At 49.3% G+C, this 20,532-nt stretch carries 23 protein-coding genes and 1 pseudogene; 10 read left to right on the forward strand and 14 right to left on the reverse strand.

Annotated elements, in window-relative coordinates; genetic code table 11:
- Nucleotides 1–76: 76 nt before the first annotated feature.
- The 5 genes from KTT_RS32825 to KTT_RS32845 form a co-directional block, all read right to left on the reverse strand.
- The gene (locus KTT_RS32825) at nt 77–1,258 is read right to left on the reverse strand and encodes an rRNA adenine N-6-methyltransferase family protein (protein WP_126601963.1); all 1,182 of its coding nucleotides are present in this window, start codon (nt 1,256–1,258) and stop codon (nt 77–79) included.
- The gene (locus KTT_RS32830) at nt 1,255–2,256 is read right to left on the reverse strand and encodes an MvdC/MvdD family ATP grasp protein (RefSeq protein WP_126601965.1); all 1,002 of its coding nucleotides are present in this window, start codon (nt 2,254–2,256) and stop codon (nt 1,255–1,257) included. The genes KTT_RS32825 and KTT_RS32830 overlap by 4 nt, the downstream gene beginning before the upstream one ends.
- The gene (locus KTT_RS32835) at nt 2,256–2,519 is read right to left on the reverse strand and encodes a hypothetical protein (RefSeq protein WP_126601967.1); all 264 of its coding nucleotides are present in this window, start codon (nt 2,517–2,519) and stop codon (nt 2,256–2,258) included. The genes KTT_RS32830 and KTT_RS32835 overlap by 1 nt, the downstream gene beginning before the upstream one ends.
- 234 nt (nt 2,520–2,753) lie before the next feature.
- Nucleotides 2,754–3,011 carry a hypothetical protein gene (locus tag KTT_RS32840; protein ID WP_126601969.1) on the reverse strand — a complete coding sequence of 86 codons (258 nt, stop codon included), beginning with the start codon at nt 3,009–3,011 and terminating at the stop codon, nt 2,754–2,756.
- Complete coding sequence (locus KTT_RS32845; RefSeq protein ID WP_126601971.1) at nt 3,004–3,231, reverse strand: hypothetical protein; 228 nt, start codon at nt 3,229–3,231, stop codon at nt 3,004–3,006. The genes KTT_RS32840 and KTT_RS32845 overlap by 8 nt, the downstream gene beginning before the upstream one ends.
- A 173-nt stretch (nt 3,232–3,404) precedes the next feature.
- Between KTT_RS32845 and KTT_RS32850 the strand changes: the two genes are divergently transcribed.
- The 6 genes from KTT_RS32850 (at nt 3,405) to KTT_RS32875 (ending at nt 8,344) form a co-directional block, all read left to right on the forward strand.
- Nucleotides 3,405–4,781: a helix-turn-helix domain-containing protein gene (locus KTT_RS32850; RefSeq protein WP_160146302.1), complete on the forward strand. Its 1,377-nt coding sequence runs from the start codon at nt 3,405–3,407 to the stop codon at nt 4,779–4,781.
- Nucleotides 4,782–4,790: 9 nt separating this feature from the next.
- Nucleotides 4,791–5,333, forward strand: a complete 543-nt coding sequence (locus KTT_RS32855) for a flavoprotein (RefSeq protein WP_126601975.1) — start codon at nt 4,791–4,793, stop codon at nt 5,331–5,333.
- Between the two features lie 19 nt (nt 5,334–5,352).
- Nucleotides 5,353–6,048, forward strand: coding sequence for a hypothetical protein (locus tag KTT_RS32860; protein ID WP_126601977.1), 696 nt, complete (start codon nt 5,353–5,355; stop codon nt 6,046–6,048).
- Nucleotides 6,049–6,114: 66 nt separating this feature from the next.
- The gene (locus tag KTT_RS32865; protein WP_160146303.1) at nt 6,115–7,116 is read left to right on the forward strand and encodes a WD40 repeat domain-containing protein; all 1,002 of its coding nucleotides are present in this window, start codon (nt 6,115–6,117) and stop codon (nt 7,114–7,116) included.
- A gap of 6 nt (nt 7,117–7,122) precedes the next feature.
- Entirely contained in the window at nt 7,123–7,560 is a 438-nt protein-coding gene (locus KTT_RS32870; protein WP_126601982.1) for a hypothetical protein, read from the forward strand.
- A gap of 280 nt (nt 7,561–7,840) precedes the next feature.
- Complete coding sequence (locus KTT_RS32875) at nt 7,841–8,344, forward strand: phosphoesterase PA-phosphatase (protein WP_126601984.1); 504 nt, start codon at nt 7,841–7,843, stop codon at nt 8,342–8,344.
- A gap of 40 nt (nt 8,345–8,384) precedes the next feature.
- Here the strand turns inward: KTT_RS32875 and KTT_RS32880 are convergent, their stop codons facing one another.
- The 3 genes from KTT_RS32880 to KTT_RS32890 form a co-directional block, all read right to left on the reverse strand.
- Complete coding sequence (locus KTT_RS32880) at nt 8,385–8,909, reverse strand: hypothetical protein (RefSeq protein WP_126601986.1); 525 nt, start codon at nt 8,907–8,909, stop codon at nt 8,385–8,387.
- A 324-nt stretch (nt 8,910–9,233) separates the two neighbouring features.
- On the reverse strand, nt 9,234–9,665 hold the full coding sequence (locus KTT_RS32885; RefSeq protein WP_126601988.1) for a hypothetical protein: 432 nt from the start codon (nt 9,663–9,665) through the stop codon (nt 9,234–9,236).
- 89 nt (nt 9,666–9,754) lie between these two features.
- Nucleotides 9,755–11,005: a pentapeptide repeat-containing protein gene (locus KTT_RS32890; protein WP_126601991.1), complete on the reverse strand. Its 1,251-nt coding sequence runs from the start codon at nt 11,003–11,005 to the stop codon at nt 9,755–9,757.
- 326 nt (nt 11,006–11,331) lie between these two features.
- On the opposite strand from KTT_RS32890, the gene KTT_RS32895 reads away from it, so the two are divergent.
- Nucleotides 11,332–11,745, forward strand: a complete 414-nt coding sequence (locus KTT_RS32895; RefSeq protein WP_126601993.1) for a DUF8617 domain-containing protein — start codon at nt 11,332–11,334, stop codon at nt 11,743–11,745.
- 316 nt (nt 11,746–12,061) lie between these two features.
- A complete protein-coding gene (locus tag KTT_RS32900; protein ID WP_160146304.1) occupies nt 12,062–12,793 on the forward strand; it encodes a DUF4253 domain-containing protein in 732 nt (243 codons plus the stop codon).
- A 67-nt stretch (nt 12,794–12,860) separates the two neighbouring features.
- On the opposite strand, the gene KTT_RS32905 is transcribed toward KTT_RS32900, so the two are convergent.
- Together KTT_RS32905 and KTT_RS32910 are read right to left on the reverse strand one after the other, a co-directional pair.
- Entirely contained in the window at nt 12,861–15,092 is a 2,232-nt protein-coding gene (locus KTT_RS32905) for a helix-turn-helix domain-containing protein (protein WP_126601997.1), read from the reverse strand.
- 428 nt (nt 15,093–15,520) lie between these two features.
- Nucleotides 15,521–16,543 carry a S41 family peptidase gene (locus KTT_RS32910; protein WP_160146306.1) on the reverse strand — a complete coding sequence of 341 codons (1,023 nt, stop codon included), beginning with the start codon at nt 16,541–16,543 and terminating at the stop codon, nt 15,521–15,523.
- Nucleotides 16,544–16,757: 214 nt separating this feature from the next.
- Between KTT_RS32910 and KTT_RS32915 the strand changes: the two genes are divergently transcribed.
- Nucleotides 16,758–17,708 carry an IS630 family transposase gene (locus KTT_RS32915; protein WP_126602002.1) on the forward strand — a complete coding sequence of 317 codons (951 nt, stop codon included), beginning with the start codon at nt 16,758–16,760 and terminating at the stop codon, nt 17,706–17,708.
- A gap of 49 nt (nt 17,709–17,757) precedes the next feature.
- On the opposite strand, the gene KTT_RS32920 is transcribed toward KTT_RS32915, so the two are convergent.
- The 3 genes from KTT_RS32920 to KTT_RS37495 all read right to left on the reverse strand — a co-directional run bounded on the left by KTT_RS32920 (nt 17,758) and on the right by KTT_RS37495 (nt 19,403).
- Nucleotides 17,758–18,330: a GNAT family N-acetyltransferase gene (locus KTT_RS32920; protein ID WP_126602004.1), complete on the reverse strand. Its 573-nt coding sequence runs from the start codon at nt 18,328–18,330 to the stop codon at nt 17,758–17,760.
- 252 nt (nt 18,331–18,582) lie between these two features.
- Nucleotides 18,583–19,164: a UTP--glucose-1-phosphate uridylyltransferase gene (locus KTT_RS32925; protein ID WP_218031070.1), complete on the reverse strand. Its 582-nt coding sequence runs from the start codon at nt 19,162–19,164 to the stop codon at nt 18,583–18,585.
- Nucleotides 19,122–19,403 (reverse strand): sugar phosphate nucleotidyltransferase, encoded by a 282-nt coding sequence (locus KTT_RS37495; RefSeq protein WP_218031071.1) that lies wholly within the window; start codon nt 19,401–19,403, stop codon nt 19,122–19,124. Before KTT_RS37495 ends, KTT_RS32925 begins: the two co-directional genes overlap by 43 nt.
- A gap of 370 nt (nt 19,404–19,773) precedes the next feature.
- On the opposite strand from KTT_RS37495, the gene KTT_RS32930 reads away from it, so the two are divergent.
- A complete protein-coding gene (locus KTT_RS32930) occupies nt 19,774–20,253 on the forward strand; it encodes a GNAT family N-acetyltransferase (protein ID WP_160146307.1) in 480 nt (159 codons plus the stop codon).
- On the opposite strand, the pseudogene KTT_RS37955 reads toward KTT_RS32930, so the two are convergent.
- Nucleotides 20,239–20,424, reverse strand: a pseudogene (locus tag KTT_RS37955) (ISL3 family transposase); the annotation flags it as partial. The gene KTT_RS32930 and the pseudogene KTT_RS37955 overlap by 15 nt on opposite strands.
- Nucleotides 20,425–20,532 lie beyond the last annotated feature (108 nt).

Consider the following 20,532-nt stretch of genomic DNA (forward strand, 5'->3'; position numbering starts at 1 on the left):
ATCTGAGGCTGTATTTTGTTATAGTGGAGCTAAGATTGATGGTCAAAGGCTCTTTGCAAGTCTTTGACCATGTTAGTTATCTAATCGTTTTAGTGCGTGTTAATAGCAGACTTAGTGTTCCTACATATAGGATAGTCTGGTTACGAGCATTTATTTCCAATCTGTAATGCTGGGGAGCAGGTCTTTTCAAGACTTCCCAGGTAGCGTAGGCATCCTGGATTTTCTGCCAGAGGGGATAGGCGCCGTGGACGTCACCAGCCCATTTGCCGTTTAGTTGTTGGAAGCGGAGGATGGTGCGGTGTTTGAGATTGTAGAGATAGATGTATTCTGCGTCGCCCATGTTTTGTCGGCTGATATGGGTATTTGGGAAGAACCACTGCAGGAACCAGCGATAGGAATGGTTTTCGAGGATAGCTGGAAATGGTGAGTTCGTATCCAGAGGGAATAGCTCACTCCGTGGTTCCTGGAGCAGGTTTTTAACCGTACCAAAGGATGCCTGGGGCAGCTGCTCTGTGATTAGAGGCATAAAGTGTAGCGGTCGCTCTTGGAAATGTCCACTTATGGTGCCGTCTGGTGCTTTTTCCATGATCAGGAAGCCGCTGGCGAGCGAGCCATGCAGGTCGGTGACGAGACGTCCACCTGGGGCGAGCTGCTGTGTCCAGGCTGGTGGGATGAGAGGGACGCTGGCTGTGGAGATGATGCGATCATAGGGAGCATGCTCGGGATAACCTTGATAGCCATCTCCTGTGACGATATTGACGGGTCCAACAGTGCTCAGTAACGCCTGTTGTGCTTGTTGGGCCAATCCTTCGTCGATTTCGATACTCGTGACCAGGCGTGGATCTCCGGTGAGCATGGTCATGATGGCTGCATTGTAGCCTGTTCCTACACCGATCTCCAGGATGCGTTGTCCAGGTTGAATATCGAGTGCTTCGAGCATGAGTGCCATGACCGTTGGCATCGAACTGGACGAACTGGGCCAGCCGCGCTCATTCACCTGTGTAACAAGGGCATCGTCGCGGTAAATTAAATTCGTATAGTCTTGTGTGCTTGCCACATCGTATCGTGTCCAGGCTTTCTGTTTTTGAGCTTCGTCTCGTTCATAGAAAAAGGGGACGAAACGTTCGCGGGGAATGGCTTCGAAGGCCTTGCGGATCGCTGCCGTTCTGATGGTGCCTTTACTCACGAGTTCATCGACCAGATGCTGGCGTGCTTCTGCAGATGACTGCGTGGCGCTGTTGAAGGGGGAGGTATTCATAGGCGATACTCCTCTGGTTGTGATAAGAGATTGGCCATGGCTTCCTTTAAGTGGAGCTGTGGCACTTCTTTTTGCAGCCAGTAAAATTGTCCATTGGGATTTAATTCGAGCCAGACGTACTCGCCTGCAGGTGTGACGATCAGGTCCATTGACGAGTATTGTAGCCCAAAGAAGCGGACCAGGTCGAAGAGCTTTTGCGCGAGATCATCGGGCAACTGATGGGCTTTGTAGGTCAGATTGGGGTAATCGCGTCGGAAGTCGATGCGCCCATGTGCCGTGTGCTGAGAGTGGATCTCTGCCGCGAAGATCTGTTGTCCGATGATGACGACGCGCAGCTCGAACGCTTTCCCCACAGCCTCCTGGAAGAGATGGGCTGTAACGCGTACCCGTTCGAGGGTGTGTTCATCGATGTATTCAGGTCCTACTTCGTTGGTATACAGGTAGCTTTTGTCGTTGCCCTCGATAACGCCACGGGCGACTGACTTGAGAATGATGCGGCCCTGGCAAATGTCATAGAAGGATTTGACCCGTTGTGGATCATTCGTGATCAGGGTGCGCGGGATCCGCAGGCCAAGTTGTTGGGCGGCCGTCAGTTGGAGCGGTTTGAGATCGGCTCTGCGGATGGCATGATAGCGACTGACCCAGAGTGTATGTGCGTCCTGGACCTCGGCGCTCTCCAGGAGGCCCAGAAAGCCACGCTGGGTTTCCAGTTCGATGAAGTTTTGCTCGCCGGAAGTATATCCAGGAGCCGCTTTATAGAACGTGGGGCGGCGCCACCAGATGCCGGTCAAGGTATCAAGGGTAATAGTCTGCCCTTGATACCCAAATGTTCCATCCAGCTGACCTTGCTGGTCAAGCGTGCATGAGGCGGTGATGCTGCCTGGAAAATCGGCCACATTGCAGCAGGTGACGTGGACACCGCGATACTGCAGCTCCTCAAGCATCATGGTGGCGTGGCCATCGCTTGGCTGTGTGAGGATCAACACGTGGCTCTTCATTAGTAGTCATCGTCCTCTCGCGTGTTGGAGTCAGCGATGAGTCCGGTTTGATCCGGGATTTCATCCGGATCATCTGTATCGTCAGTCTCATCATCCTCTTCTTTGCCGTCGCGATTGCTTTTGTATGCGGTTGGGTAAATGGACTCATCGCGCGGACCAAAACGAGGTGGGGTCTCGGCGAAGAGCAGACTAAAGGGCAGCAGCCTTTCAACTGACTCGCTGGCTTCAACTGGAAGCGATGATGCTGGAAGCGCTGTGTTCATCTCTTATACTCCGATCTGTGTATTGTCTCTTTCCATGATGGCTGTGCTACAAAGTTGCTTATCAACGTGACCTTCCCGGTGGATGTTGTCGCAAGGGTTGGGGTGGAGACTGCGACAACATCCACCGGGAACACAGACACAACATGGAGTATGGTGGCCAGGGGTCGGGTGAAGCGATACTCCATGTGACGGCTGTGTCATGCATACTCTCCCGTTCTGTTCTTTCCCTCTTCACTACGCCCGTCGTCTGGACGATGGCATCCAGGCGGCGGGGTGCCTCCACCTGATATCGTTTAATGTGACCTGCTGGTGTGTCAGGCGAGAGAACGTGCTCATGACTGTGTGGGCAACATGTTCGTCAACGAAACCGCCGATTTCGACGGCGTACGACTGGGCCAGGGTTACGCCTGCTTCACGTGCCAGTTGCTCGGATGTGATGGTGGTGTTTCTGCGCAGTTCGAGCAGGGTTGGTTTGCTGGCGTGCTTATCCATTGAGCACGCTCCGCTCATAGATTTCGCACATAGCCACAATCGACTTTTCATCACCGATTACATGGGCCATCTGCTCCTGCGCACTCTGCAGTTCCATATGCTTGCGGACGATGAAGGTGTGCCTGGCTGTCCCCGCCGCCAACCCTGAAAGTCCCTGGTGCATGGAATCGCAAATCAACTCGATCTGCTGGCGTAACACTGCCACCTGGCTTCCTGCCATGGGAAAACCTCCTTTGTTTTGTATTGATTGTGTTCTCTGTGTAGAGCATACCCAGAATGGCGTCGCAAGTAGATAGCGCTTTCATGCCAGAAGTTGCCTTTTTCGTGATACAGGCTGTTTTATGTGCTATTTTGTGCTACACTCCTCTCTATAAGAGAAAACATGAGGTGGAAATGATGCGCCGTGAAGTAAAGCAGCCCAATGAGAAGCTGAAATATCAGCGCGAGATCCGTGGCTGGTCACAGAAAAAGATCGGGATGAGTATCGGGACCAGTAAAGATATGGTGAGCCGCTGGGAGACGGGAGAAAGATCACCTGGCAGATTTTACCAGGAAAAGCTTTGTGCTTTATTTCAGCTCTCCGCGATCGAGCTTGGCTTTTTAGAGCCGCCAAAGGCAGCTGAAGGATCTATTGCTTCACCATCAGAATCTTCCGCTTTGCCTGTATCAGCACAAGATCAATCGCAGAAAGACACCCCGAGAGAAACTGGAGGACCTGTTTTGGATCTTTCTCGTCGGCATGTATTGAAAGGTATGCTCCAGGTTGCCTGTACGACTCTGGTCCTTTCTCCCTATATCATGCTCCACGCCGATGCGCCGCATCAGCTTGAGTATCATCTCACGCACTCTTCTGTGGTGGATGCAAGTGTGTTAGATGATCTCGATAATGTTACGCAGCGTTACTGGAAGCTCAGCCAGAACTTTTCATTTGAGGTCTTTAGCGGAGTGATTGGCCACTTTCAGACGGTCACTGCGCTCTTACACCGCTCACAGCCTGTCAGTACGGCAAAACGGCTTTCTGAGATCGCGGGGGAAGTGGCTCAAATCATCGGGAAGATCCTCTTTGACTTTCACGAGTACGACCTGGCATGGTCCTATTATGCCTTCTCCCTCAGCGCTGCCCAGACCGCGGGCAACGCTGATTTGTGGGCCGTTGGCCTTGGTCGCATGAGCTTATTGCATATAGAGAAGCATCAACCGCAAGATGCACTCACCCTCTTAGTTGCCAGTCAGAAGCTTGCTATCCAGCAGAGTGGAACCCGTGCCTGGCTTGCCTGTATCCAGGCCGAGGCTCACTCTCAGCTTGAGGACCTTGAGGCTTTTACCCGGGCGATTGAGCGAGCGGAGAGCATAGCTCCAGAGGTGCTTTCTGACAATGACCGATACGCGACAGGTTTCAGTCCTTCACGTCTGGCCGGTTATAAAGGTTCGGGATATCTCCAGTTGAAGAAGGCTGATTTGGCGCTTGGTGCGTTGCAGACCGCCGAATCGCTGGTGAACTCTTCCTCTTTGCGGCGCAAATCGGTTATACTGGCAGATATGGGGACTGCGTATGCCGGCCTCGGCGAGGGTCAGAAGGCCTCTGAGACCGCCTATCAGTCGTTGACTATTATTCGTCACGTGCGCTCGTTGAGTTCCCTGCAACGTGTCTATGCCTTGCGCGCGGCTCTTCAGCCCTGGGAAACGGCTGCCTGGGTGCATGAGCTGGATCACCACATCCACGAGGTATACAAAGAAATCACTGCGGAGCCGGTTGCTTCACTACTCTAAAGGAGTGCTATGGTCGTTTCTCGCAAGCCAGTTCTCTACATGATCGTGTGTGCCGCTCCCCCTGCTGAGACAATTGACGAGTTTATTCGACAGGTCCAACAGGCGGGCTGGGATGTTTGTGTGATTGCCACTCCTCATGCTACGCGCTGGATCGACATGCCCACACTGGAAACCCTCACCGGCCATGTGGTTCGCGTTGACTACAAACTGCCTGGCGAAGGTGACCCACTTCCTAAGGCGGATGCCATCATCGTCATTCCGGCCACTTTTAATACCGTCAACAAGTGGGCTGCGGGTATCGGAGACAACCTGGCTGTCAGCCTTCTCTGCGAGGCTCTCGGCAATGGCCAGATTCCGCTTCTCCTCATCCCTTGTGTCAAGATGGACCTTGTGCGTCACCCCGCCTTTGCTAGAAGTATCGCTCTTCTGCGCGACTGCAATGTCCATGTCTTGCACGAGCCGGAGCGCTACAAATCCCCTCAAATGGTGCCCTGTCAGGAAATCCTCGCTGAGCTGCAGCGGATATACCATGCATATGAGAAAGCACGATAAAGGATTATAACGAACGTATATGACCATGCAGGCATTTATTGGAGAGTATATTGAGATAGAGAGCAATCCTCGCTATCATCGTCAGCGTGGCCGATTGATGAGCGATCTGCTGGGGCGCTATCCCAATCTGGAGCAGACCTCTTTCGCTGATCTTCTCATGATGCTGGATCAGCTGAAAAGCCATCAGGCTTCTATTCGTATGCCGCTCTTTGCCCAGGTGATCTACCCGGTTTTGGCCCGCGAAATTGAGTCGGGGAATGCACAGGCGATAAAGGTGCTGTTGGAGCATACCCAATCGCTTATAGACTACAATCGAATGAAGAAGATCCGTAATGGATATACTAATCAGACGCTCATCGATCGATATTTGCAGTACGACCCAAATGATCGTGATGTGCTTTTAAAGAAGCATGCCTATCTTGATAATGTGCTCTACTACGCGTTACATGAACTGCCTTCTGGCGTGCTTTACGGCATTAGTGGTGCGACCCTGGATGAATGCCAGGAATTGCTTGCAGATTTAAGTGAATATACGATGATCTGTCAGAAACTTCAGCTTGACTGTGAGGCAGATATTCAGTATTATGCTGCTCACTTGCATGGATACCGAGACTACCACCTCCACCGGCATCTCTATAAAAATTATGCGGACTACATTCAGCAACACCAATTAGAACTTCGAACGACGCGTATTTATTATTTCCGCCGAAGATGATCCAAGGCAAGCGTTCAGTTGATGCACGCCGTTGTTTGCAGGCATCACCATGGAGGGATGATATCATTGCACATTTCTCTTCTTCACCAATTTGAACAGCACCAAGGTGAAACGTATCGTGTTTGTTTTTCACCAGATGGCAATACGCTCTGGTCATCCGATGGAACTGCCGTGTATCAATGGCAACGAAGCTCCGGGGATATCTGGCGTTATTGCCAGCGTTTTCCCGGCAGAGCCCTGGATTTACAGTGTACCGCAGATGGTAAAATGATTGTTTTTTTTGATGGAGAGAAGCATATCCGTTTTTTCGCGTACGATGGGGAAGAATTGATGGCACTCTCTCATCCTGACCAGGGCATCGTGGTTGATTTCGCTGTTTCTCCCGATCAACGTTGGTTGGTCAGAGATGGAAAGAACGGCAATATTTTGCTCTACGATTTGTTAAAACATCAATGGACATCAATCGACGTTCCTGGTCAGCCAGATACGGCTGATGGAACCGTAGGATGCTTGCAATTTGCCCTCAGTGGCCTGGAACTGGTTTTTTTTGCCTCTAGTCCAGAAGGAGAGATCCATATCTGTCATTTTGATCCAGAACACGATTATTATGCTGTTCGGAGAATTCTACCCATATTTGGTATTCAAGGAATGAAGATTTCACCAGATGGCAAACTGCTTGCTGTTACGAATGTTGGAGATGACGATATACGAGGAGTGTATGTGTATGATTTGGAACAATTGCACTTGCTCCATAAGTTTCCAGCATCAGGTGACGTCTTTTACGATTTGCTCGCTTTTTCGCATGATGGCCGATTTCTAGCAAGTAGTAGAGAAGATGGTATACTCGATATCTGGTCTCTAACAACGTTTGAGTGTGTTGCTTCTTTTGAGGCTCATCCAGGTCCGAGGCTGCATGAGAGGCATTGGACAGAAACGATTGGAGGGCTAGATTGGTCAACAACAGGTTATCTAGCAACTGGAGGAACGTGTTTTCTAGGAGAAGATATGTTGAAGGAAGATCGGTCTATTAGAATATGGAAAATAGAGGTCGATAGAACTGCGAAGTGAGCATATATGGGATCATCAATGTGTGTGTTTATTGCCCAGGAAGATGTAACTCCTGAGGAGGTGAGGGCATTTGTTTTGGGGATGGGTGGCTATGGAGACGAGAATCCGAATGTAAGCAACCTGATGTCTTCGGCACATGGTTACATCATGATTTTTCCTGAAGCCGAGTTTATTCCTGCCTTAAGGGAAGATTATCCGGAAGATTTTCAAGATGTATGCACCGCACTTTCTAGCAAGCCACAATCAGTAATTACAATCGATATCAGTGGGCATGGTGACAGTTATTTGCTTGCTTTTTCCTTCGCGTATGCCTGTATGGAAAAATGGCGTTCGAGTGTGCTTTATTTTAATGAGAGCGATCCCGCGGTCTTAACACAGCAAATGATCTCGGATATTATCAGAAATAAAGGCGCTTACAAGCACCAACCCTTTTCCTTTGAGTAATTGTGCTATGGACCATATTGTACTTAGAGGGTATGGGGATTCGTGCGGTTGCGATATACTAGGAGTTAGCAAGAAGGCAGTTTTATAAGATCTGCCTCATAGAGTAGTCATTTTTGTGGCGTGACTGCAGGTAGAAATGGTATTGAGAAAGGTATATAAATAAGAAGAGATGGAAAAAGCCTCAGAGAATAGGACCCTTCAACAGCAGTTGGCACGAGTGGTTTCAGAGATTTCAAACCCCTTGTTTGTTGCGCTCCCAACATTTCTGGTGATTGCACTTGTGACAGCGCCTGACGTGGCACATGCATTCCTCTGGTGGATCATTCCTATTCTGGGTATTTCGGTGGCCCCATTTCTTTTTATCTGGCAGGGCGTACGAAAAGGAAAGCTGACAGATCACCATGTCAGTCAACGAGAGCAGCGTTTTGTACCCCTCTTCTTTGGCCTGACATGTATGTTACTCAGCTTTGCTGGCCTCTACGCCTTGCATGCGTCTCCCATTCTGATTGCTACCGTGGTGGCAGTGATCGTTGCCTGCGGTATTTCGCTCATTGTGACGCGCTATTGGAAAATTAGTCTACATCTGGTCGGCATGGCCGGTGCGGTGACGGTCTTTGTCCTTCTCTTTGGCCCTCGCTGGCTGGTTCTCTCACCGCTTGTGCTCCTGGTTGGCTGGGCACGGTGGCAAGTGCGCGCCCATACCGTCTTGCAAGCTATTGCTGGCACCTGCCTGGCTATATTTGTGACGATCGCGACGTTTCATCTCTTTGGCATTCAACTCTAGTTGGTGTGTTTTGCAGATACACCGTATGTTTCACTTATCCTTATCGTAACTGGGCCATGTCTCTATAGATGTGAACTGGCTCGGTGTCTAAAAACAAGCGATGAGAGTACGAATGAAATAAGCCAAAGGAAATAATATACTTTTTGTAAACCCAGCCATAATCTTCTGAAGTACGTATATTGTAGATGGCACATCCCCACGTATTTTCTCGCAACGACCATGTTGTTCTCAGAAAATCAGCGCGTCTTGGCATGCCCTTGTTGTGCTCCCATTCGAACGTAGTGTTGAGCGTGTTTTCACAACGCTCGAACTTGAGGCAATTGTACCAGAATGGATTGGTTTGCTCCTGTTGTTCGACCTTTTCTATAGGGCGTTGAAAGCTGTAGCGCTCAATATATAGCGCTGTATGGAGCAGGGAATTATATTCAGAATATGGAACGGCAAGTGTAGGTAATTCAAGTGCCTCAGGAGTACGATTGCGCGCTTGCGCATTGATGCCTCCTCGTGAGTCTTTCGTCCAAATTGTACAAATATTTTGTACTGCAACAAATGGATGAGATTGCATGATCTATACTTCCTGCGTAGAGAGGAATAATGGTCGGCCAGAAATGTATGTATTATCCTCTTATTGCAATGAATAAAATTGCCAATATTGGTTTTGATCTTGTCTTCGTAAGACAGGAACAGGGTTGAGATAAAACAAGGTCTTGCCATTCTGCAGCAGCATCTGTATGAGCTTTTGGTTGTCATCGTAGATGGCTGGACAATAGGGATGCGGTGCAAATAGAGGTTCGGCAGTCTCGCCGATAACTGCCCAGGGAGTGAGATTAAATGATGAGGTTTCCCAGTAGATCTCACCTGTTTCTGGCTGACATGCCTCGATTAACGCCTAGGTGCATGCAAAGAGATCTTTCAGCCGAGCGTGCGCTTTCTCAATCGGCACATCTCGTATTTGACCACCAGGGACAGTGATGAGCACTCCTATGCGCTCCTTTTCTTTTTCTGGAGTAAAACCAAAATCCAATTCCATGCTTTCACCGTCGTTTTCCTTTTGCCAGAAGAGCGCCACAATCGAGCCTCGTTCTGCACGCACCTCATCTGAAACATCTTCAAAGGAACCGATACAAGATTCGATCTCCTCGTTATCTCCTGTATACGGCGGATTATAACGATAATAGGTATAGCTGCTTTGTCCGGTAGGATGATCAGGGGCATGGAATATAAACTGGTAGGACGCTAACACGCCACACATGATCAACCACCAATAGCTCGGTGTTTGCTTGGTTTGGAACGTAAAGCTGATATCGAGTGTGTCCGCCATATCTCAAGTAGCCTTCCTGATAAAAACTATCTATGATAGAGTAGCCCCAGTTGAATATGTGCCTGTCTATTCTATCCTTGTGAGTTTTCTCATCTATTATTTTTGCGTTTTTCTAGCTCTTTTGCTTTGTATTCTGCAGGCTCTATGATATGTCCTTGGAATGAGGCAATCAATGTTTCTTTATTCTGATAAAAATGCGGTTTTAATGTCCAGGGGAAATTTTTCAAATGTTCAAGTATGCTGTATGGTTTTTCTATTCCTTCTACAATCGGTTGGATGGGTACCTGGCAATTTGGAATGATACGTGCTACTTCATGCAGCGCACCACGAGGATCAGTAAGGTCAATGATAATGAAACGTGAAAGGCGAGCAAGGGTTGTGGCTGTTTCCGTTATATTGAAGCTACTTGATTTTTCAAATACATTGAGGCTATTTGGCTTTTCGAAATTGAAGAGAATAGGAAGATATCCATGTGATCGTAATATTTCTCGTAGTGCTTCTAATGTGATTTCCTGGTCGCGTGTAAAGCGTCCGAGGATAAGCACAGATTGAGTCGCCAATAGAGTAATCACATTACGAATTTCTTGATGGTTCAACAGGAGAGAAATAAATTGAGCAACTTTTAGGTCATCAATGGTAATAGTTGCTTCATATTCCTGGGTAATAAGCAGATTTTTTTGGGTAGCATCTTCTAATTGAACATTCGATGCCGCTATACCATAGATAATGCAATCGGTAAGAGTCGCTCTTGTAAAATCTGTTTCGACGAGAAGTGCCCCGCTCAGATTAGCTGCGTTCAGGTTAGCTGTGCTGAAGTTGGTTGTGCTGAGGTTGGCCCCTTTAAGGTTGGCATGGCTGAGATTAGTCCCCCTGAGGTTGGCCCTGCTGAGATTGGCTCCGCTCAGATCAGTTCCGCTGAGATTGGCATGATTGAGATTGGCTCCCTGAAGATTGGCAAAACTGAAAACTGTGTCGTGTAAATCTTGGTGGCTGAGGTTGGTAAAGCTAAGGCTACCATGGTTGAACTTGGCTCCGCTCAGGTTCGCTCCTTTGAGATTGGCTGCACTAAAGTTTGTATTGCTGAGATCTCTATTGTGCACGTCTCGACGGCTGAGGTTGGCACCCATAAGGTTGGCAAAGCCAAGGCTGGCTCCGTTTAGGTTTGTTTCGCTCAGATCAGCTTCACTGAGGTTGACTTCGCTCAGGTTGGCAAAGCCTAGATCTGTATAGCTCAGGTCGGCTCCGCTGAGATCTACTGTTACGTCTGAATGTTGTTCTCTCCATTTGTTCCATTCTTGAACACTCTGTTTGATAAGAGAAATGAGTTCTGTATTTGCCATATCTCTTTTCCACTTCCTGCTCTTCGTATTTTGCCTTGTTCTTTTATAACGTATATTGTCCAACACTTTCAACAACACAATTGTAAGAGGTATTCATACAAAAGGATGTATAACAATTCAGGGGATCCTAGCTGTACCAGAAGATGCTGCTTTTCTTTGAGTATAGCGACACTACGACTTGTTGGCTCCGGTTTCTGCTCGTGCCTCTTGAGATTGGCTGATGTGTGTAAAAGAATTTAGGCGTCGTGATAGCCGATTACATTGTAGATGGTATGCTGAGATAACTCGGGAGCAGCCCTCTTACAGTAAAAGATGGAGAAAAATCAGTGAAGTTTCAATGCGATTGCGGCCATATCATACGAGATCAGACCGATTATCTGCCATATAAAGCTACATTTATTCCGGATGAAGATGAAGAAGCAGTCTTTGGCGCTGTTACCAGGTCTTTAGAGGCATTTATAATCGCACGAGAATCAGGTAAACAAGACGATTTCCTTCGTGTTCGTTTCGGAGAGGGTTATCTGCAAGCCTTAACAACTCACGATATTCTTTCTGACTTACTTATTGAATTGACTCGCTCCGCACGCTTTATCTATGAATGCGAGATCTGCGGGCGAGTATTTATCCAAAAGCAGAGTGAATATGGCAAAAATGTGTATGGCACATATATTCCTGAGGATAATATTCGTGGGGTATTACAATCACAGCATACACATTCTGATAAGGACATTTCTCAATGATTCTTGTGATCAGGAGATAGAGCCATCCAAGTGTCTAACACACAATTCGTTGGAAAGACGCTGCTAAAAACAGCCTTTTTGACATACGATTTAGATAAAGAATACCAAAAAGACGCTTTTGCAGGCACCCTGAGGGACTGGTAAAAACGTCTTGCAAATGGAAGATGGAGTCTACCGCAGTGGCAACTTTCGTCTTTCTACTTTGCTATGAATATTTGGACGCTTTGTGCCAAAAGATTGGCCGCGTTTTATGTGGGCTGGTCAAGCAGTGAAGAGACTGGTATCATACCCAAAAATGCTTGTACGGCGGGTCATCATGAACTTGGAAGAAACGCTTCAATATCATCATATCGATGTATCATTATTAAGCCTCCCTGAATATCAGCGTGGAGGGAAAGAGCATCCCATCTACCTTCTGCGGGTTCCTGTCATTCAGGCCCTCGCGCAATGGGAAGTATTACGAGGTCTCGTCTCTGAGACGGGATATTGGCCAGTCATTGGTTGGGATCGTTTTAAAGAGCCTCTCTCAGAAGAAGAAATGGTCCAGGAGATCCTTGAGGAAGGATTGCACATTGGTATTCAGCAATGGTTGGAACAGGAGGAACCTCACATAAGAATAGATGAAGAGGATGTGAGAAGGCGTGCTGACGTTCCACCGGCTCCTTTTGACTTTCGCCTTCCCCACGGTCGGTTTCCCTATACACTCCCGTCGCTGGTTCCCATTGCTCTCGTTCCAACAACTCATTTCTGGGAAGTGCCGGCCTATCTCCCTGTTCAAGGGAATGAATGGGATCCATCAAATGCAGTCCAGGTGGCGATGATGAAATACTGGAATGAGCGCTGGGGAGCCGAATTAGTTGCTATGGCTCCAAGTACCATGGAAATGCGCGTGCTAAGACCGCCAACCACATGGGAAGACGCTTTTCTGCTCGCAAAAGAACAGTACATCTACGCTCCTGATGTGGTTGATCAATGGCTCCGAGGTAATTTTGCAACTCTCGTCAAGACATTGCTCAACGGTCGTGTGTGGTTATTCTGGTGGGATTAGCAAGATGTGTTCTGATTTCAGGCCATCTATGGGCGAGAGCTGTTTCTATGGTACTGCTCTTTTATCTTTATCCTCTATCTATATCGAGCTGCTTTTTGTGATTGTCTGATAGATGAGGCAATGCGAAATGCTCTAGGAGGAGGCGATGGGAGAACATATATTCCCCGCCGATTTTTTGCAGCAAGATCTGTTTGGCTGCATAGTCGAGAAAGCGGCGATACTTCCAGGGGATGTGCCCTGCTTTCCAGAGATACAGGCGAAGTATATAGTGTTCAATGCAGGCGATACCGCCATTGAGCATGCCGGCCTGCAAAGCAAAGATCACGCCGCCGATGAAGGCAAAGCCGATGCCGAATATTGGCCAGTGAGGGAGTTGCCCAATCCAGCCACTGGCCATTAATCCAATCAAGAGGCCGCTAAAAAGCCCCATGCCCATGCCACGGTACAGACCGTTGTTCCAGTTGCTATCGAGTCCAAAGAGCACGCAGGATAACGTGCCGACAGTGATCCCGATACACAGTCCTTTTTGTATCCCTTGCGAGAGGCTCCGCCAGAACATGCGCCACGATAGCTTGGGGATGGGCCGGTCAATGAGCAGCGTAACTAGCAACGTCACGGTGGCGATAATAATGCCAAGACTTCCGCCACCTTCTAATCCACCTCCCAGGCCTGGGGCCATCCACCCCAATGCACTATTTCCTGGCCCTGATCCTAGCCAGCCCAGGAGGCCAACACCGATGCCGCTAATAGGTCCAATTCGACCGCCGCGCAGGAGCGAAAAGAGGGCTGAAATGATGATGATCTCCAGGCTAAATATGAGTCGCACAACGACGTGCCGATACTGATGCCGTAGCGTGTCATTGCAAAGCCAGTCGGGTTGCATCCGCTCAATGTAAAATTCTGTCTGGCTATGCTGTGTTAGTTGCCTGGCCAGCCAGCTCACCCACCGTTTTGTCTGCTGTGATGAGTAGTGTTCATCAGCGGCGTTCTGCTGAAGTAAGAGTCGCTCCACATATTTTTCAAAGATGGCATTGCGACCTGTTTCCAGCGAACTCATTGTGAGGATCTCGTCAAGGGGCATATCTCGATAGCTGAGCGCGAGGATGGTGAGCATGAGTGGGTTTGAGGCCATTTCGCGCAAATGGGTATCGTGTGTGAGGGCGTAACCCATGGCCTCGAGTTCGGGTCCAGCCTGTGAAACGTAGCTCTCAATTTGTTGCTCGGTGAGTGGTTGTACAATGACTGCGGTATTCAGGATAATGCGAGTTGGTTGCGCCAGATACTCTTTTTTTCGACTGCAGACAACCATTGGGCTGAGTCCATGCTCCTGCCGGTAGGTATTGATCGCTTCAACGCAATCTGCGCGGAAGCCCTCACCTACCTCGTCAAGCCCATCGAGTAGCGGCACGATGTGGTCCTGCTGGATCCATTCCGTTGCGAGCTTATGGGGAATCTGATATTTGGTGACCAATTCTTCTATTAACCAGTCTGCAAATGGAGGCCGTTTTTCGGCCCAGGCAGAAAGGTGAAACACAATCGGCATGGGTAGCGTGACGTCAAGCTCGGCATACTCAATCAATTCGCGCAACAGAGCCAGTAGTAGCGTTGTCTTGCCCGCGCCCGGCTCTCCTAAAATGAGCAGTTCGCCATTGGCATCATGGTAGACCTGCATGATATGCAGGGGATCGTTTTGAGCATTTCTCGCAGTGAAGTTTTCCCTCATCGAGCTTTTCCATGGATGCCCAACCGCGTCTGGCTCTTCTTGGAGATGTAACGTAAGGAGGTGTCCGCTGGAGACATGTTCCAGCACGCCGTGAATCCATCGAGAACGCACGCGTCGCAGCATGCGCAGACGATTGACATCAGCATAGAACTCACGAGAGGTCGTGGCAACTAGAGCTAGGGTTCCGGTAGCTATGACATCCTGTTGTCGAGCATTTTTAATGGGCGCTGTTGTGTGAAGCGCGTCAGGTTCAGGCGAGTTGGTATGGTTGCTCGTTTCTTTTACTGCCTCTGGCTGTTCGCTCTGATTGACGCGTAGTCCAAGTTCCTCTAATGGTTTCTCCAGTGTTGTGCTCAGACGATTGCGAAATTCGAGTGATGGGAAGCGTATTCCGCGCTCCCAGCTACGCACTGTTTGTTCGTCCACTCCAAGTGCTCTGGCTAGAGTACGTTGGGTATATCCTTGTTCCAGGCGAGCCTGCCGTATCAGCTCGTTCGTTCGTACGGGTTCATCCATTGAGAAAAGCAAATATATTTCTAGCAACATACGTAGAAGGTATGTTGAATTGGTTCGCATGTGTTTGAAATATGTCAAGATGATGTAATTTGATTCAGATTAAATTATCTTGCACGAAACGATCATAACACAACCATAGCTTTCGCTCAATAATACCCCCTGGTTGATCACTCCAGTGACACGTGTTCGAGGAGCAGAGACACCGATCATATCGGGCAGTTCAAAATTTTGAGAGCATGTCTACGCGCGATTGAAGAGCAGCAGTAGGCTGCCCCAAACGGGCTATGGTAAGATGATCCGTGCTGTTATATCATTTTTGTCCAGTCCAAACAGGTGGAGAATCAAATGGATGGCTGCTTTACTGACCTCTATATAATTTTCGAAGTTGAAAACCAACGTGCTGAGTAGCTGGAAGGGAGTATAAAGATCCAGCCATTTTGGCACATGGCAACGCGGTCGATGAGCGACGTCTCTCAAGATGGCATTCACTATTCGTTGAGGAAGGTCTGGCTCTGGATCAGCTTCTGCGCTTCTTTTTTCAAGAACGCAGAGGCGGCAGGCGAAAGTTGTGTGTCTGCTAACACCTTCTGAAGAGCCTCCATATGTGCAATGTGCAGTGCCTGGGCTGCTGGTACTTCTTTATCAGGGATAACTCCTGTGCCTTCCCAGTTCGTTCCACTCACGGCGTTGAGGGATTTGCCAATCGGGATCAGCGCTTTCACATGCTTGGTGATCTGATAGATCTCCACTGGATTGGCTGCTCCTATTGTCTTCTCCCCTATCACTGCTGCTCGCCTTAATTGTTGGAGCGTGTAAGCAAACTCTTCAGCCGCTGAAGCCGTGGCCGCGCTGGTCAAGATGTACACCGGTTGATGAGTAGAGCGCTTTCCAGGGACATAGGGCAGCGTCCAGCATTGTTGTGTCCTTTGATGGGAGCGGAAAGAGAAGCTATTGAGCAAGATTGGTTCAGCCTCCACCAGATAGCTTGTCAGCAAATGTGCCATATAGTTTTCTCCGCCATCGTTATGTCGGAGATCGATGATAATAGCGTTAGTGTGAGCCAGTAAGGTCATGGCGGCGGCGGCAGTATCACCGGCAATCGCGGGCGAAGAGAAAAAACGCAGATCGAGATAGCCAATATTGCCTTCGAGCCTCTCTACTTTCTGAAAGCCAAAGTTACGAAGAGTTTCTCTCTCTACCATTTGTGCTTGCCTTTCAGCAGCTTGTGTGAGATTCTCCTCATTAGAGATCGGCCGTGCCTCGGCATGGAACTGCAGGACAAGATGTCGGTCGTGAAAATACTCGTAGAGGTGCGTGGTCACGAACTCACAAAACGCATCGGTAGCAGTGTAACTGGCAAATTCGCCAGTGCCGAACTGCTGACGCAGCGTTTGTTCTGCTGCAGGAACAAGCTCAGGAACAACGTAATGCTCAGCTAACAAGTGATAGAGACGTTCGAGGATCAGCGATTGGGCTTCCGTCGTGAGGGTGAAATTTTCATGAGGCATCATGGCATCCTTTCTCCAGATGAAAAGTAGGCATGGGGACATACAACATAGAATCACCCGATAAGTAGAACTTGTATGTTTTCCATCTCGTGCAATGAATGGCGAACTGAACCCTCCCATCAAGAAGTAGGAAGGCTCCACCGGTACGCGCCCTCTCTCATGTCACCGGTGTACTAGAGCGCTGTCCAGAAGGGCTGATCTATGATACTCTTGCAGCATGAAAGCGTATTCTCAAGACCTCCGGCAACGCGTGCTGCGAGCCATCGACCAAGGAAAAAAGCAAGCCGAAGTTGCAGAGATGTTTGCCATTTCCACAGCCACGATCAAGCGCTATCTTAAAGCGCGACGAGAGAGGGGGCATGTCCTGCCCCAACCGATCCCTGGTCGCCCCAGCATCAAGGGAGCGGCCTTGCGTGCTGGCCTGCTCGACCAGCTAGAAGTCCACCCCGATGCAACCCGAGAGCAGCACTGCCAGATGTGGGAAGCCAGGACCGGGACCAAGGTCAGTCCCGCTTCTCTCAGTCGCACGAGAATGGCGTTGGGCTGGACGCGGAAAAAAAAGAGCTTGAGAGCCAGCGAACAGGACGATGCGGCTCGCGCAGCCTGGCGAGAACAAGCCAAGAAGTTGCCCACCCAGGACCTGGTCATCGTGGATGAAACCGGGACCCAGATCAACATGACCCCGCTGTATGCCTATGCTCCGCGAGGAGAGCGGGCAGTGGGCAGAGTCCCCCGCAACTACGGGGCAAACCTGACGTTGATCGCGTCCCTGTCGCTTGAGGGCATGGGTGAAGCGATGCTACTGGATGGCGCAGCGGATGGTGTCGCCTTTGAAATCTACGTCGAGCAGATCTTGGCTTCCAGCCTCCGCCCGGGACAGATCGTCATTCTGGATAATCTCTCGATTCACCTGGGACCTCGGGTGAAGCAGGCCATCGAAGAAAGATCGTGCCAATTGTTGTTTCTGCCTGCCTACTCGCCCGATTTCTCACCAATTGAAGGGGCCTTTTCCAAACTGAAAACGCTCTTGCGACGCGTAGGCGCTCGTACGCGAGAGGCGCTCCAAGACGCCATCATTCAGGCGTTGCCCAGTATCACTGCTCAAGATGCGCTCGGCTGGTTTCTGCATTGTGGGTATCCCACGACATCGCGCGGGAAAACAGCTTAACATCTCAGCACTGGTGCAAACGGTTTGTGGAAAAAAACTCCACGTGCTGTTACTGGATCGCTTGCTCTTGATGAGGGAGGCCGAAGAGACTCTGGTGGTGTTGGTAAAATTCGGGCTTGAGCAGACCAAAGATGTAGAGATCCTGGCGCGCCCCATTGTGCAGTTCATGCTGACGCAGCATGCCTTCCTGTTGGAAGCCTGCTCGTTGCATTAAGCGCATCGATCGCGCATTAAACCCGTAAATTTCAGCATAGACCCGTTCCAGCCTCTGGACGGTGAAGGCATAATCGAGGAGGAGACATAATGCTGTTGTGCCAATGCCACGTCCCCAGACTTGCTTGTCGCCAATGGCAATCCCGATGGCGGCCCGTTGCTGCTCATGGTCAATCAATCCCAAATCCACAAACCCCACAAGATGTCCTTCATACTGGATTCCGAACCGAATGTTCGTATCTGACGGCTGAGTGATACGCTGCTCGTAAATCTGGCGAAACGCGCGAAGAGATCGTCTTGGAGTCCAGCCTTTGAGAATATTTAATTCGATATCAAGATCCCAGCTATACAGGAGGTCAATATCGTCGAGTTCCAGGGGACGAAGCGTGACGTGATGAAGTGAGAACAAGTGAGCCTCCTCTTGTTTGTGTTTCGTTTCTCATCTGGCCGTTTCTTCCACCAGTTAGCAGTTCAGTTCACCATCTCTTAAGCGTGAGGTGGATCTCATCACGAGGAATTTTCAGGTGTTGGATGTGATATTCCCGATGGAGAGCAGTTTTCCCAACGACCATTATACCAGTGTTCATGACGGGGGACAAGGGCTTACTGGTGAGGGCTAAACCGGTCCTCATTTTCAGATCATTTACCAGGTATTCATAGCTCAAACCTTCTGGACAGCGCTGTAGTCAAGCGGGAGGGCTTGCAGAAACGCTTTGAAGTCGGTCTTTAGATCTGGATGGTGCAATGCGAGCTCAACCACCGCCTTCAGGTATTCCAATTTGTTTCCGGTATCATAATATCGCCCGTGCTCAATTTCACACGCATAGACAGGATACCCTGTGCGAATGAGTTCAGCAATCGCCTCCGACAACCAGATTTCCCCTCCTGGGCCAGGCTGTTGTTGGCGTAAAATCGCAAAAATGTCGGGTGGAAGAATATAGGCCCCGACGGTAGCCAGGTTTGAGGGAGCCTGGTCAGGCTGCGGTTTTTCTACAATATGGTTGATTCTGTAGACGTTTCCCGCAACGGGTTCAACATCGGCAATGCCATAGCGTGAGAGATCCTCTTTGTTCTGAATTCTCACTGCGGAGATCACCGCCCCGCCATATTGCTCATATACGCGGATCATCTGAGAAAGCCTTGGGGGCGTACTGCGAATAAACTCGTCTCCCCACATGACTGCAAACATGTCGCTTTCAATCACCGGCTCAGCACACAGTACAGCTGTCCCAGTTCCATACATCCCCTTTTGACGAATAGAGAGGAAGTTTGCCTGGTTGGTAATGCTGCGTAGACCCGCTTGAGCGCACCGGTTACAATGACAACATCTTCAATGCCTGCGGCAATCGCCTCTTCCACGACGTATTGAATGACAGGCTTATCCACAATCGGCAGCATCTCTTTCGGCATTGCTTTGGTCTGTGGAAGGAATCTTGTCCCAAAACCTGCTGCTGGAATCACAACTTTACGGATTTTCTGCATAGAAGTGCCCTTCCTGTTTACGCGATATTACTCAGCAGGACTGCATTCGTATTGCCCTGCGGCAGTTCCCTCAAGTAGAAAATAGTGTGGTTGTCTTCGTCTCTCTGTGCAAAAGCGTCGAGTGGTATGAAAATATAACAACAATACGAGCAAAGAAGAGTGTACCTGTAATTATAGGAAAATACAAGTTTCTGCCGCATATAAAAGCCCTTGCCCACTCCCGGGGTTATCTGTTCGCTTGCTTTGCGCAATTTTAGATGGAGAGAAAGAGTCATTCTTGTAAAAAAGAGGTAAAATGCATATACTAGGGAAGAAGTTACGCATATTACTACTCTTCTTTGCCAGGGGAAGAAAAAGCGAGGAGCGCCACGTGGAGATTTCTAAAGCTATGCCTCAAGATGCGGCACTCATCAAGCAGATTATGCTGGCATCAAAGGCCTATTGGGGCTACTCCGAGAACTGGATAGCCGCCTGGGGAGATCGCCTGACCATTTCACCAGCCTATATACGTGAGAACGAAATCTATATAGCAAGAGAAAACCCGCAGAGCGTCGTCGGTTTGCATGGGATCACACTTCATGAGAACAGCATATGCGAACTGCTTGAACTCTGGGTGATCCCACAGCGAATAGGTACAGGTATAGGGCGCCTTTTATTTCTGCATGCATTGGAGATGGCTCGCGCTCTGGAAGCCAATGAGATGATATGGGAAGCTGATCCTCATGCTGCCGGTTTTTATCAACACATGGGTGCTTCCCATATCAGAGATATCGACTCCCAACTTGAGGGGCAGCGTCTGCCCGTCATGGGGATCAAAATAGCCTCTTCCGTAAGATCAGATACTGTGTAAGGTGCGTTGGCGAAGAAGAGCGAATTCAGCCTTACCATACATTTGCTGTGTCATAAGATTGAGATTCATCACGTGCTCTTTGAGCATGACATTGTCGATCGGCCAGGTCAAACCGGCTTGTACCGCATCTTTGCCCTTTTCAACTCCGGCAGCAAAAGACTGGAGTTCTGGTCACTGATGGCAGAAGAGAAGCAATAGCTCTGAACGAGGCCAGCATAGCCGATTGATTCTTGATATTTATGTGCAGTATTCGCTGCAAAAAACCTTGCAGGAGCTAAG

It is taken from the genome of Dictyobacter aurantiacus (assembly GCF_003967515.1).
Lineage (GTDB): Bacteria > Chloroflexota > Ktedonobacteria > Ktedonobacterales > Ktedonobacteraceae > Dictyobacter > Dictyobacter aurantiacus.

Bases quoted from the DNA above. Each gene is read 5' to 3' on its own strand.
- KTT_RS32825 (WP_126601963.1), bottom strand. From the start codon at position 1,258: ATGAATACCTCCCCCTTCAACAGCGCCACGCAGTCATCTGCAGAAGCA.
- KTT_RS32830 (WP_126601965.1), bottom strand. From the start codon at position 2,256: ATGAAGAGCCACGTGTTGATCCTCACACAGCCAAGCGATGGCCACGCC.
- KTT_RS32835 (WP_126601967.1), bottom strand. From the start codon at position 2,519: ATGAACACAGCGCTTCCAGCATCATCGCTTCCAGTTGAAGCCAGCGAG.
- KTT_RS32840 (WP_126601969.1), bottom strand. From the start codon at position 3,011: ATGGATAAGCACGCCAGCAAACCAACCCTGCTCGAACTGCGCAGAAAC.
- KTT_RS32845 (WP_126601971.1), bottom strand. From the start codon at position 3,231: ATGGCAGGAAGCCAGGTGGCAGTGTTACGCCAGCAGATCGAGTTGATT.
- KTT_RS32850 (WP_160146302.1), top strand. From the start codon at position 3,405: ATGATGCGCCGTGAAGTAAAGCAGCCCAATGAGAAGCTGAAATATCAG.
- KTT_RS32855 (WP_126601975.1), top strand. From the start codon at position 4,791: ATGGTCGTTTCTCGCAAGCCAGTTCTCTACATGATCGTGTGTGCCGCT.
- KTT_RS32860 (WP_126601977.1), top strand. From the start codon at position 5,353: ATGACCATGCAGGCATTTATTGGAGAGTATATTGAGATAGAGAGCAAT.
- KTT_RS32870 (WP_126601982.1), top strand. From the start codon at position 7,123: ATGGGATCATCAATGTGTGTGTTTATTGCCCAGGAAGATGTAACTCCT.
- KTT_RS32880 (WP_126601986.1), bottom strand. From the start codon at position 8,909: ATGCAATCTCATCCATTTGTTGCAGTACAAAATATTTGTACAATTTGG.
- KTT_RS32885 (WP_126601988.1), bottom strand. From the start codon at position 9,665: ATGGCGGACACACTCGATATCAGCTTTACGTTCCAAACCAAGCAAACA.
- KTT_RS32890 (WP_126601991.1), bottom strand. From the start codon at position 11,005: ATGGCAAATACAGAACTCATTTCTCTTATCAAACAGAGTGTTCAAGAA.
- KTT_RS32900 (WP_160146304.1), top strand. From the start codon at position 12,062: ATGAACTTGGAAGAAACGCTTCAATATCATCATATCGATGTATCATTA.
- KTT_RS32905 (WP_126601997.1), bottom strand. From the start codon at position 15,092: ATGCGAACCAATTCAACATACCTTCTACGTATGTTGCTAGAAATATAT.
- KTT_RS32910 (WP_160146306.1), bottom strand. From the start codon at position 16,543: ATGATGCCTCATGAAAATTTCACCCTCACGACGGAAGCCCAATCGCTG.
- KTT_RS32915 (WP_126602002.1), top strand. From the start codon at position 16,758: ATGAAAGCGTATTCTCAAGACCTCCGGCAACGCGTGCTGCGAGCCATC.
- KTT_RS32925 (WP_218031070.1), bottom strand. From the start codon at position 19,164: ATGTATGGAACTGGGACAGCTGTACTGTGTGCTGAGCCGGTGATTGAA.
- KTT_RS37495 (WP_218031071.1), bottom strand. From the start codon at position 19,403: ATGCAGAAAATCCGTAAAGTTGTGATTCCAGCAGCAGGTTTTGGGACA.